Below are 12,235 nucleotides of genomic sequence, written 5' to 3' on the forward strand. Positions count from 1 at the left end.
GCGGCCGTGTACCGGCGCGTTGCCGCGCCGGAACGGCATCAGTTCTCGCGGATCAGGCGGAAGCCGACGTCGTCGAAGCCGCGCGAGGACTGCAGCAGGCGGGAGCCGTCGTTGCTGCGCCAGGAGCGGCCATCGACCCGGCGCTTGTTGCAGTCGCGGCCGCAGTCGCGTTGCCACAGCGACAACTCGCGGCCACTGACGACCGCGGCGGTCGCGCGCGACTCGGCCTGGGTCGGAATCCGGTACTTGTGTCCGCTCTGCTGGCTCAGCCACAGCGCATAGGCCTCGGCATCGACCATCGAGACGCAGACCACCGGCGAGTTGCCGTTCTGGTCGAAGCCGGGCGAACGGTAGTCGCGGGGCGCGAGGACCCGCAGCAGCGATCCGCGTTCGCGGCACAGGCTCGGCTTGCGGCCGGTGGCCTCGGCGAACCGGCTGTAGTCGGCCACGGTGACCGGACGGCGCTGCAGTCCGGAACCGCCCGACGCGGTCGCCCCGGGTTCGGGCTCGGCCGCGGCGGTCGTCGCCGGCTGTGCCGACCTGGCGTGCTCGGCCAATCGCGCCGATTCGGCCGAGGGCACGCCGAAGTCGGCGGCGAGCGCCGCGATCCGGGTCGCGGAGGCGCGGTCGTTGCCGGCGATCGAGGCATCGATCCGGGCGGTCAGCGCGGCGCCGACTTGGCCTTGTTTTTCCTTCAGCAGGGCCGGTTCCAGAGGCCCGGCCTGGGCGGTCAGGGCATCGATGTGTTGCTGGTAGTCGCGGGCACGGTCGAAACGTCCGCCGCGCAGGTTGGACACCAGCTCTCCGGTCAGCGCGCGCGCCAGCTCGTCGGCAAGGGCGTGGACGTTCTCGTTGGCCGGCTCCAGCTGGGCGGCCTCGGTCACGCTGGCGAGGGCGTTGTCGCCCTCCGGCGCGGTCAGGTTGCGCTCGTCCAGCTGCCGGCGCGCGTTCTCCAGCGCGACCTGCAGCGGCGCCTCCGGCAGCGGGCGCAGCATCGACGCGGTCGGGTCGACCACCTCGACCGGCGCGACCGCCTCCGGTTCGGCGGTGAAGAATCCTTCGTGCTCGCTGTTGCCCAGCCACCAGGCCAGCAGGCCGAGGGCCGGCAGCGCCAGTGCCGCGCCGAGGATCAGGGGCGCGTGGCGCGCCAGCGGCGCGGTGGCCTGGCGCAGCAGGGCGTGTCCGGGCCAGGTGCGCCGGGTTTCGATCCGGTCGATGGCCGCGCGCATCTGGGCGACATCCTGGAAGCGGGCGGACGGCGCCTTGGCCAGCGCCCGCTGCATGAAACGCTGCCAGTGACGCAGCCCCAGCGGCAGCTTCGGAATCGGGTCCTGGGCGTGCATCACCGCCATCGACAGCGCGTCGGAGGCGCGGTAGGGCAGTTCGCCGGTGAGCATCTCCCAGATCAGCACCGCGAGACTGTAGAGGTCGGCGCGGCCGTCGACCTCTTCGCCACGGGCCTGCTCGGGCGCCATGTAGGCGGTGCTGCCGACCGCCAGCCCGGTGGCGGTCACGCGCGGCCCGTAACCGCGGCGCAGGGCGATGCCGAAGTCGGCCAGCAGCGGCCGGTCGACGTCGTCGAACAACACGTTCTCGGCCTTGACGTCGCGATGCACGACCCCGTTGCCGTGAGCGTATTCCAGCGCCGACAGCAGCGCGCGGACGATCGAGATCACCCGCGCCTCGTCGCCGACCGCGACCTGCTTGCGGAAGCTGCGCTGGCCAAGATGGCCGCGCGGCATGTACGGCATCGCGTAGTAGGGCAGGCCGCTGTGGGTGCGTCCGACTTCGTGGATGCCGACCACGTGCGGATGCTCGAGCCGGGCGATCGTGCGCACCTCGTTCTCGAAGCGGCGGCGGCTGACTTCGTCGCCCAGCGCCTGCGGCATCATCACCTTGATCGCGACCTGGCGCGACAGGGACACCTGTTCGCCCAGATACACGGTCGATGCCGAACCGTGGTTGAGCACGCGCACCAGCCGGTATCCGTCGATTTCCGGAAATGGCACTGAACCGATGTCGTTGCTGGACGCGTATGAAGCCATTGCCCGCCCCCTGTTGCGGACTCCAGAGCATACCCAGATCGGATGTCGGGGGAAGGCTTTCGGGCAGATCCGGGTATGGCCAGCGTCCGGCGGGCGGCTAAAATGGGATGGTTGTCATGCTTGCGCGTGGCGGCGGAAGCGGCGCCAAGCAGCCGTGCCAAGCAAGACAGGGAAACACAGGGAAACACGGGGAAATGGAGTTCCATGCGTAGGCTTTTGAAGTGTCTGGCGGTCGTGGCAGTGGCGGTGGTGGCAGTGGGGGCGGGCCTGTTCCTGGTCTCGCGGGCGATGGGGCGCAATGCCGAACGGATGGCCCTGGTCGAGCGTCTGGCGACCCCGAAGCCGGTGTCCGGGAGCAATGCGTTCCCGGCGCTGTGGACGTTCGGTTACCGGGTCCCGCAGGACCGGGTGCAAGCGGCCGCCGCGACGGATGTCGAGCGGTTCCAGCGCCGGCTCGATGCCGGCGAGGATCTCGAAGCGACGGGATTCGATTCCGGCATCGCGGCGGATTTCGAGGACCTGCTGGCATCCGTCGACGGCAGCGATACGGCATGGTGTTCGCCACGGAAGCCTGGCTGCCTGCAGCGGGTCGGCGACGATGCCGATGGCTACGCGCAGCGCTTGCGGCCGTTGGAGCAGGTGCTGGCCCAGGCCGACGCGCTGGGCGGGTACGGCCACTACGCCAATGGGTTTCCAGCGCACCTGCATGCGCCGTTTCCAGGCCGGCTCAACGCCCTGCTGCGGATTCCGATGACCTCGCATGCGCTTGACTTCGTGCAGGGAGACAGCGCGGCCGCGCTGGCGGGCGTGTGCCACAGCGCGGCGGGCTGGCGGCGGTTGGTGCCGAACTCGGATTCGCTGGTGATCAGCATGCTGGCGATCAATGCCGTGCGCGGCTATTCGGATCTGTTCGCCGACATGCTGGCCGAGCTGCCGGCCGATACGCCGTTGCCGGCCGGATGCATGGCCGCGTTCGCCCCGCCCGTTGAAGGCGAGATCGGGGTCTGCGAGGCGATCAAGGGCGAGTTCGCGATGCAACGGGTGCTGATCCGCGATCCCAGCGCCGCCGGCACGCCGATGCCGTGGTACTACGCGCTGGCCTACGACCGGAGCGCGACCGAAGGGCGCGCCGCCGAGAATCTTTCCCTGGGCTGCGACGCGCGCGGGCAGTCGCTGATCGCCGCCGACAAACCGATCGGGGAGGCGGTGCCGGAGCGCTCACAGGAATTCGAGTGCCTGTCCAACTTCTTCGGCTGCACCCTGACCTCGATCGCGGGGCCGGCCTATTCCGACTACCTGCGCCGCACCCAGGACCATGGCATGCGGCTGAAACTGATGGCGGCGCTGGTGTGGCTGCGCGAGAACCGCGACGATCGGCGTCCGGTGGCGACCCGGCTGGCCTCGCGGCCGGTGACGATGCGCAGCCCGGCGCGACGGATCGAGCTTGGCGAGGACGGGCGCAGCCTGCGGATCGAGCTGTACGACGCGAAGGACGGCAGCCATTGGCAGGTGCCGTTGCCGCGGATGCGCTGACCCGGCTCAGCGGTCGCGCTTGCGTCGCACGTACAACTGCTTGCGGACCCGCGCGACAACCTCGCCGTCGTCGTCGACCACCTCGGTGTCGAACCAGCGCAGGGTCTTGTCGCCGTCGGCGGTGGCCGCACGCAGTTCATCGAGCACCGCATCGTCCAGGTCGAAGCGCGCCCGCACGTGGCTGCGGCCGGGCCTGACGAACTCGATCGAGCCGGCCTTGTCCCAGACGATGTAGTCGCGGCCCAGCGCGTTCATCGCCAGCAGCATCCAGAACGGGTCGGTCATCGCGAACAGGCTGCCGCCGAAGTGGGTGCCGACATAGTTGCGGTTCCACGGACGCAGCCGCAGCTCGACTTCGGCATGGCGATAGTCGTCGGCGATCGAAATCACGTGGACCCCACTGAACAGGAACGGGGGCCAGAAGTTGAGGACCCGGCGCAGGGTGCTGGCTTTCATGCGCGGAACCGACGGCGGAGTGGGGCGCCAGCTTGCCATACGCATGCGTATTGTCAAAGTCGATGCCCGCCCGGATGGCCCAGCCCCCTGAGTCAGGGGGCGATTCGCGCCTCAGGTGCGAATCAGAAGAAAGCATGTGGCGCGTAGCGCGAATGGGGGTGTGGAGACGCAACGGCGGGGCCCAAGGTTTGCGAAGCAAACTTTGGGGATTCCCGGGCGCAGCCCGGGGATCGCGGCTTACGCCGCTCCTACGAGGCTTTCGCCGTCTCGTCCCCGAGACCGGCACCGGCCCCGGATGCGTCCTTCGGGCTTGCCCGGGCTACGCTCCGCGAGTCCCGAGTCCCGAGTCCCGAGTCCCGAGTCCCGGTTTCAGAACAGCACCGACGACATCTTGCGACGGTAGCTGCCGACCAGGGCGGCGTCCTCGATGACCCGGAACGCGTCGATCAGTGCCTTGCGCGGCAGTCCGCCGTCGAAATCGCGGTCGCGGCGCAGCATCTCCAGGAACTGCTCCAGCGCCGCCTCGTCGTCGCCGCCGACCAGGTGGCGGGTGCCGAGCAGGTGGCGGGCGCGCAGGTCGCCCGGGTCGCCGGCGATCGCCGTCTGCAGCGCTTCAAGTGCCGGCGCGTCCTTGAGCAGGGCGGCAAAGTCCAGGCGGGCGCGGGCGCTCAGGGTGCGATCGTCGGTGGCCAGATTGGCGGGCAGGCCATCGAGCAGGGTCTGCGCCTCGGCGGTCTCGCCGGTCTTGAGCAGGGCCAGGGCGAGGTCGAGCTTGAGCTCGTCCTGGTCCGGCGCCGCGGCGATCTCGCCGCGCAGGCGCTCGGCCTCGGCTCGCGGATCGACCGGCACCGGCGCGGCATCCTCGGCGCCGGCTTCCTCATCGGCACCGGCAATCGAGACCGCGGGCTCGATGCCATGGTGGGCGAAGAATTCGCGCAACTGGCCCTCGGTCAGCGCGCCGGGAACCGCGTCGACGACCTGGCCGCCCTTGAGCAGGAACAGGGTCGGGATCGAGCGGACCTGGAACGCCCCGGCCAGCTGCGGCTCCTTGTCGACATCGATCTTCGCCAGCTCGAAGGCGCCGCCGTAGTCGCGGGCCAGCTTTTCCAGTATCGGCCCCAGGCTCTTGCACGGGCCGCACCATTCGGCCCAGAAGTCCACCAGCACCGGCGTCTGCATCGAGCGCTGCAGGACCGCGGTCTCGAAGCTGTCGGTGGTGACATCGAACACGTGGGCGGGCGGGGCGGTGTCGGGGGTCATCGATGGGCTCGCGGAAGGCGGATTTGCTGCCGAGATGGGGGCGGGTACCGGCGATGCAAGGTGGTCGGGTTGCCCACCGCTGTCGCAACGGACGCCGCAGGCCCTAGCATGTGCGGATGAAGACAGGATTCGTTCACCGGCTTTCCTGGGCGCCGATCCTGGCGGCGGCGTCGCTGCTGCTGGCCGCGGTGGGCTTCGGACTGGCCGCCGACGGTTATTCGCACGCGCGGCATCCGCTGGCCCTGCTCGGGGCGCGCGGCATGGGCGCTGCCGGTCTCTTCAATGTGCTGGCCTGGATCCTGCCCGGGCTGCTGCTGGCGGCGCAGGCGGCCGCCCTGCGCGAATGCCTGTCGGACCGGGCCGGGTTCGGCGCCCGTATCGGCGCCTGGCTGCTGCTGTTGTCGGCGCTCGCGTTCGCGGCCCAGGGCGTGTGGCCGTTGGATCCGCACGATCTGGAGGGACCCGACAGCCGCCGCCACGCGCTGGGCTGGATGTTGTGGTGGATTGCCCACCTTGGCGCGGGCGCGCTGCTGGTGCCGACGTTGATGCGGCAGGCGCGGTGGCGCCGGGCCGGTGTCGGGCTGCTGCTGTCGGTGCTGTTGCTGCTTGCCGGCGTGCTCGCCGCGCGCGCCGGCCTGTGGCCGGCACTGGCGGGACGGCTGGCGATCGTCGCCTGGCTCGGTGGCTACCTGGCCTGCGGTATACCGATGCGGCGCGGGGCGTAGGAGCGGCGTGGGCCGCGACCTCCTTGGGCCAGACACCTTCATCATCCCGCAGGAGCGGGGCAAGCCGCGATTGAACGGTCGCATGAAAGCCCTGTCGCGGCTTACGCCGCTCCTACAGGGCTGCGCGGGTCAGGGCTTCCGGTAGACCACGCCGTCCTTCATCACGAAGTCCACCGCCATCACCGTCTCGATGTTCTCGACCGGGTTGCCGGGCATCGCGATCACGTCGGCGCGCATGCCCGGCGCCAGCTCGCCCTGGTCGTCGACCCCGAGCACTTCGGCGGCACGGATCGTCGCCGACTGCAGCGCGACCGCGGCGGGAATGCCGGCCTCGACCATGTAGACGAACTCGCGCGCATTGTCGCCATGCGGGCCGACGCCCATGTCGGTGCCGAAGGCGATCTTGACGCCGTTGCGGTAGGCCTTGCCGGCGGTGTCCTGGATCAGAGCACCGATACGCGCCGCCTTGGGGCGCACCACGTCCGGGAAGTAGCCGTCGATCTTGGCCTTGTCGGCGACGAAGCGGCCGGCGTAGACCGTCGGCACGTACCAGGTGCCCTTTTCCTTCATCAGCTTCATCACCCGGTCGCTCATGTAGGTGCCGTGCTCGATGCTGGTCACGCCGCCGGCGACCGCGCGGTACATGCCTTCCTCGCCATGGGCGTGGGCGGCGACGCGGTAGCCGTAGTCGTTGGCGGTGTCGACCACGGCGCGGACCTCGTCGACGGTGAACTGCGGGGCGTCCCCGGACTTGGCGTAGGACAGCACGCCGCCGGTGGCGGTGATCTTGATCACGTCGCTGCCGTCCTTGTAGCGCTGGCGCACCGCCTGGCGCGCGTCGTCGAGCGAGTTGATCACGCCCTCGGTGGGGCCGGGCGGGCCGATCAGGTGCGACAGCGCGTCGTTGTAGCCGTTGGTCGGGTCGGCGTGGCCGCCGGTGGTGGCGATCGACTTGCCCGCGGCCCAGATCCGCGGGCCCTCGACCAGGCCCTGGTTGATCGCGTCGCGCAGGTGCGGGGCGACCTCGCCGCCGAGGTCGCGGACGCTGGTGAAACCCGCCATCAGGGTCTTGCGGGCGTACCCGACCGAGCGGTAGGCGAAGTCGACCGGATCGAGGCGGAAGCCCTCGGAGTAGCTCTGCGGACTGGACTGGCTGGCCATGTGCACGTGCAGGTCGGTCCAGCCGGGGCTGCAGGTGCGATCGCGCAGGTCGACAGACTCCACCCCGAGCACGTCGGCATTGCCGCCGCTGATCACCTGTTCGATCCGGCCGTTGCGCACCAGCAGGGTATGCGGGCCGAGCACCTGGCCACTGCGCGCGTCGAACACGCGGCCGCAGTGCAGGGTGAGCGGGGTGCCACTGTCGCTGACTGCTGCCGGAGACTGGGCGGCCGCAGGCTGGAGGGTGGCGACGGCATTGATCAGGGCGATGGCGAGGCAGGCGACGGGCACGCGCATGGGCTTGGATTCCGTGTTCGACGATGGACGGGAGTGCGCCCGAGCCTAACCGAGCGCCCCGGGCGGGGCATAGGCCGGTCGCCATGGGCGCCGGCGATGCCCGGGTGACTCCGCCCGGCGTACCCTTGTGGGCATGGACAGTCCCACGCCCGCAAGCACGCCTGCCCCCAGTTCCCTCGACCGCGCCCGCCGCGAATGGCTGGCCGGCCTGATTCGCAGCCATCGGCTGGCGCCGTCGGCGCGCAGCGCGCTGGAGCTGGCGCAGGGGCTATGGCGTTGCGGCGAGTATCGCGAGGCCTGGCCGAGGTTCGTCGAGGCCCGCGACCGCGCGCCTGAGCTGGCCGCCACCCATCTGGCGTTGCTGCGGGCGGCCTCGATGCTGGCGCTGCGCGAGGAGGAGGCGGTGGCGCTGGAAACGGCGCTGCGGGCGCATCCGCAGGACCCGCAGATCACCCTGCGCGCGGCCCTGGCCGAGGTGCCCGGCGCACTGGAGCGGGCGCGGACAAGGCTGTCGCCGCTGCGCGACGACCCGGTCTGCGCGGATTACGCGCTGGCGCTGGATATCGTGGCCGGGGACCGTTCGCAGGAAACGATCGAAGCGGTCCTGGCGGACCCGCGCCTGGATCCGGGCCGGCGCGCGCGCTGGCAGGCGCTGCGGTGGGCATGCCGCCACGCGGACGGTCCGGGCCGCCACTTCGGTCTGCCCTCGCGGGTGCTTGAGCGGGGCATCGAGGCGGCCACCGGCGCGGGGCTGGCGATCGAGTGCGGGGTCTACTTCGGTCGTTCGCTGGACCATATCGCCGCTCGCCTCGACCAGCCGGTGCACGGTTTCGACAGCTTCCAGGGGCTGCCGGAGGACTGGAAGGCGGGCGAGGGCGCGGGCAGCTACAGCACCGCCGGCCGGCTGCCGCGGGTCGCCGACAATGTGACCCTGCACCCGGGCTGGTTCGAGCAGACCCTGCCGCCGTTCCTGGACGCGCATCCGGGGCCGGTGCGGCTGCTGCACGTGGACTGCGACATCTACAGCTCGACCCGTACCGTGCTGGAGGCGGTCGCGCCGCGGCTGCGGGCCGGCAGCGTGATCGTGTTCGACGACATGCTCGGCTATCCGGGCTACGAGGCGCACGAGTTGCGGGCGTTCGAGGAACGGGTCGAGCGCGACGGGCTGCGCTGGGAACTGCTGGCCGCCTGTCTGCTGGGGCGCGAGGTGGCGGTGCGGATCCTCGCCCGCTGAGCGGGCCGGCCGGTCCGGGCGGGCGACCCGGGGCGGCCACGCGTGGCGGCCCATGCTGCGCTGCGGTAGGCTTTCCGGTCCCCTGTTGCCAAGCCCGTGCCGTGTCCACCGAAGCCGCCAGCGAATCAGCCCGCGAATCCCGACCCTACGAACCGCAGCCGATCGAGGACGCCGCCCGGCGCTTCTGGTCGGGGACCCGCGCCTTCGAGGCCGACGAAGCCTCCGACAAGCCCAAGTACTACTGCCTGTCGATGCTGCCGTACCCGTCCGGCGCGCTGCACATGGGCCACGTGCGCAATTACACCATCAGCGACGTGATCAGCCGCTACAAGCGGATGACCGGCTTCAACGTGCTGCAGCCGATGGGTTGGGACGCGTTCGGCCTGCCGGCCGAGAACGCCGCGATCAAGAACCGCACCGCGCCGGCGAAGTGGACCTACGCCAACATCGAGCACATGAAGGCGCAGCTGCAGCAGATGGGCTACGCGATCGACTGGTCGCGCGAGTTCGCCACCTGCCAGCCGGGCTACTACGTGCACGAGCAGCGCATGTTCGTGCGGCTGATGAAGCAGGGCCTGGCCTATCGTCGCAACGCGGTGGTCAACTGGGACCCGGTCGACCAGACCGTGCTGGCCAACGAGCAGGTGATCGACGGTCGTGGCTGGCGCACCGGCGCGCTGGTGGAAAAGCGCGAGATCCCGCAGTGGTTCCTGAAGATCACCGACTACGCGCAGGAACTGCTCGACGGCCTGGACACGCTGACCGGCTGGCCCGACGCGGTCAAGACCATGCAGCGCAACTGGATCGGCCGCAGCGAGGGCCTGGAGATCCGCTTCGACGTCGTCGACGAGGACGGCAACGCGGTCGAGCCGCTGGAGGTCTACACCACCCGTCCCGACACCCTGATGGGCGTCACCTTCGTCTCGATAGCCGCCGAGCATCCGCTGGCCGCCCATGCCGCCGCCGGCAATCCGGCGCTGGCCGACTTCATCGCCGAGCTGCGCCAGGGCGGGGTGTCCGAGGCCGAGCTGGAAACCCAGGAAAAGCGCGGCATGTACACCGGCCTGCGCGCGTTGCACCCGATCAGCGGCGAGGAGGTGCCGGTCTACGTCGCCAACTTCGTGCTGATGGGCTATGGCACCGGCGCGGTGATGGCGGTGCCCGGCCACGACCAGCGCGACTGGGAGTTCGCCAAGCGCTACCACCTGCCGATCCGTCCGGTGATCGCATCGGCGAGCGTGCGCGACGCGCTCGCGGAGATCGGCCGCCACCTCGACAAGCACGACGACGCGATGGCCGCCGCGCTGGGCAACGGTGCCGCGATCGACGTCTACGACACCGGCGCCGCGGTGCAGGTGATCCAGGACTTCATCCGCGCGATCGAGGAGGAGGGCGCCTACACCGAACGCGGCTGGCTGGTGAATTCCGGCGCGTTCGACGGCATGGATTTCGACCAGGCGCTGGACGCGCTGGCGACCCGCTTCGAGGCCGAGGACCGCGGCCGCCGCCGGGTCAACTATCGCCTGCGCGACTGGGGCGTCAGCCGTCAGCGCTACTGGGGCTGTCCGATCCCGGTGATCCTGTGCCCGCGCTGCGGCGACGTGCCGGTGCCGGAGGACCAACTGCCGGTGCTGCTGCCGGAGGACGTGGAGTTCAGCGGGGTCGCCTCGCCGATCAAGTCCGATCCCGAATGGCGGAAGACGACCTGCCCGCAGTGCGGCGGCGACGCCGAGCGCGAGACCGACACCTTCGACACCTTCATGGAGTCGAGCTGGTACATGCACCGCTACACCAGCCCGGGCGCGGCGGACATGGTCGACCGGCGCGCCAACTACTGGATGCCGATCGACCAGTACATCGGCGGCATCGAACACGCGATCCTGCACCTGCTGTACTTCCGCTTCTACCATCGCCTGATGCGCGACCAGGGCCTGGTCGACAGCGACGAGCCGGTGCACAACCTGCTGACCCAGGGCATGGTGATCGCCGAGACCTTCTATCGCGAGAACGACGACGGTTCCAGGGACTGGATCAACCCGGCCGAGGTCGAGATCGCCCGCGACGACAAGGGCCGGATCACCGGCGCGACCTTGAAGGCCGACGGCCTGCCGGTGGTGATCGGCGGCACCGAGAAGATGTCGAAGTCCAAGAACAACGGCGTCGATCCGCGCGAGATGGTCGGCAAGTACGGCGCCGACACCGTGCGCCTGTTCTCGATGTTCGCCGCGCCGCCGGAGCAGTCGCTGGAGTGGAACGAGGCCGGCGTGGAGGGGATGGCGCGGTTCCTGCGCCGGTTCTGGCGCGAGGTCGTCACCCATGCCTCGCAGCCGGATCACCCGGACGTCGCCGCGCTGCTGGCCGACGGTGTCGCGCTGGACGCCGGCCAGAAGGCGCTGCGCCGGCAGCTGCACGAGACCATCCAGAAGGTCGGCGACGACTACGGCCGCCGCCACAGCTTCAACACCGCGATCGCCGCGCTGATGGAGCTGCTCAACGCGGTCGCGAAGTTCTCCGACATGAGCGATGCCGGCCGCGCGGTGCGCCACGAGGTCCTGCAGGCGATGGTGCTGATGCTCAATCCGGTGACCCCGCACGTCAGCCACGCGCTGTGGCAGGTACTGGGCCATCCCGAGGGCCTGCTGGAGGACGTGGCGTTCCCGGCGGTCGACACCGCCGCGCTGGTGCGCGACTCGGTGAAGCTGGCGGTGCAGGTCAACGGCAAGTTGCGCGGCACCATCGAGGTGCCGGTCAACGTGTCGAAGGAGGAGGCCGAGCGGGTCGCGCTGGCCGAGCCCAACGTCGCCCAGTACGTCGATGGCCTGAGCATCCGCAAGGTGATCGTGGTGCCGGGCAAGATCGTCAACATCGTCGCGGGCTGAAGCGTGCGTCGGCGGCTGTCGGCGGGCGTTTCCCGTGCGCCTGGGGCTGAACGGCGCCGGTGCCGCGGCTATTGATGGAGGGGGCGGTGTCGTCCAGACTTCGCGAATGACTTCACGCCTTCTCGCCGTTGTCCTCGTGCTGGCCCTGTCGGCCTGTGGTTTCCATCTGCGCAACGCCCTGGTGCTGCCGCCCGATCTGGGGCCGGTGAAGGTCGTTTCCGCCGACCGCTACAGCCCGCTGGCCGAGAGCCTGGCGCAGGCGCTGGTGCGTTCGGGCGCCGAAATCGCGCCCGGCGACGCCGTCGACACCGCGGTGCTCGACCTGGTCGCCGAGCGCTGGGGCGACACCCCGATCAGCGTCGACGCGCGCGGCCGCGCGCAGGAATACAGCCTGCGCTACGCGGTGATCTTCGAGGTGCGCGGGCGCGACGGGGTTCCGATCCTGCCGCGCCAGGCGGTCGAGCTCGCCCGCGACTACATCTCGGTCCCGACCAATTCGATCGGTACCGAGGGCGAGCGCGATATCTTGGTCAAGGAATTGCGACGCGAGATGACCGCGTCGATCCTGCGCCGCATCGATGCGGTCGCCCGGCGCGAGTTCGCCGCGTCCGGCGGCGCCGCCTTGCCGGCCGAGGCGACCGCTCC

At 70.4% G+C, this 12,235-nt stretch carries 9 protein-coding genes; 5 read left to right on the forward strand and 4 right to left on the reverse strand.

All coding sequences use genetic code 11. The features are described from left to right. Positions 1–38 precede the first annotated feature (38 nt). Complete coding sequence (locus FKV24_RS17120; protein WP_170288352.1) at positions 39–2,009, reverse strand: protein kinase domain-containing protein; 1,971 nt, start codon at positions 2,007–2,009, stop codon at positions 39–41. Positions 2,010–2,249: 240 nt separating this feature from the next. On the opposite strand from FKV24_RS17120, the gene FKV24_RS17125 reads away from it, so the two are divergent. Further along, positions 2,250–3,578 carry a hypothetical protein gene (locus tag FKV24_RS17125; protein WP_141483237.1) on the forward strand — a complete coding sequence of 443 codons (1,329 nt, stop codon included), beginning with the start codon at positions 2,250–2,252 and terminating at the stop codon, positions 3,576–3,578. A 6-nt stretch (positions 3,579–3,584) separates the two neighbouring features. On the opposite strand, the gene FKV24_RS17130 is transcribed toward FKV24_RS17125, so the two are convergent. Together FKV24_RS17130 and trxA are read right to left on the reverse strand one after the other, a co-directional pair. Further along, a complete protein-coding gene (locus FKV24_RS17130) occupies positions 3,585–4,034 on the reverse strand; it encodes a DUF4442 domain-containing protein (protein WP_111265935.1) in 450 nt (149 codons plus the stop codon). Between the two features lie 369 nt (positions 4,035–4,403). Next, the gene (gene trxA / locus FKV24_RS17135) at positions 4,404–5,294 is read right to left on the reverse strand and encodes a thioredoxin (RefSeq protein WP_111265936.1); all 891 of its coding nucleotides are present in this window, start codon (positions 5,292–5,294) and stop codon (positions 4,404–4,406) included. Positions 5,295–5,410: 116 nt separating this feature from the next. Between trxA and FKV24_RS17140 the strand changes: the two genes are divergently transcribed. After that, complete coding sequence (locus FKV24_RS17140; RefSeq protein WP_141483238.1) at positions 5,411–6,019, forward strand: DUF998 domain-containing protein; 609 nt, start codon at positions 5,411–5,413, stop codon at positions 6,017–6,019. Positions 6,020–6,148: 129 nt separating this feature from the next. Here the strand turns inward: FKV24_RS17140 and FKV24_RS17145 are convergent, their stop codons facing one another. Next, complete coding sequence (locus FKV24_RS17145; RefSeq protein WP_141483239.1) at positions 6,149–7,477, reverse strand: metal-dependent hydrolase family protein; 1,329 nt, start codon at positions 7,475–7,477, stop codon at positions 6,149–6,151. Between the two features lie 133 nt (positions 7,478–7,610). On the opposite strand from FKV24_RS17145, the gene FKV24_RS17150 reads away from it, so the two are divergent. From FKV24_RS17150 to FKV24_RS17160, 3 genes are all read left to right on the forward strand, one after another. After that, positions 7,611–8,711 carry a class I SAM-dependent methyltransferase gene (locus FKV24_RS17150; RefSeq protein WP_141483240.1) on the forward strand — a complete coding sequence of 367 codons (1,101 nt, stop codon included), beginning with the start codon at positions 7,611–7,613 and terminating at the stop codon, positions 8,709–8,711. A 101-nt stretch (positions 8,712–8,812) separates the two neighbouring features. Further along, entirely contained in the window at positions 8,813–11,590 is a 2,778-nt protein-coding gene (gene leuS, locus FKV24_RS17155; RefSeq protein ID WP_141483241.1) for a leucine--tRNA ligase, read from the forward strand. Between the two features lie 106 nt (positions 11,591–11,696). Further along, the coding region (locus FKV24_RS17160) for an LPS-assembly lipoprotein LptE (RefSeq protein ID WP_141483242.1) at positions 11,697–12,235 on the forward strand (539 nt) is incomplete at its 3' end.

The organism is Marilutibacter maris (assembly GCF_006546735.2).
GTDB classification, from domain to species: domain Bacteria; phylum Pseudomonadota; class Gammaproteobacteria; order Xanthomonadales; family Xanthomonadaceae; genus Marilutibacter; species Marilutibacter maris.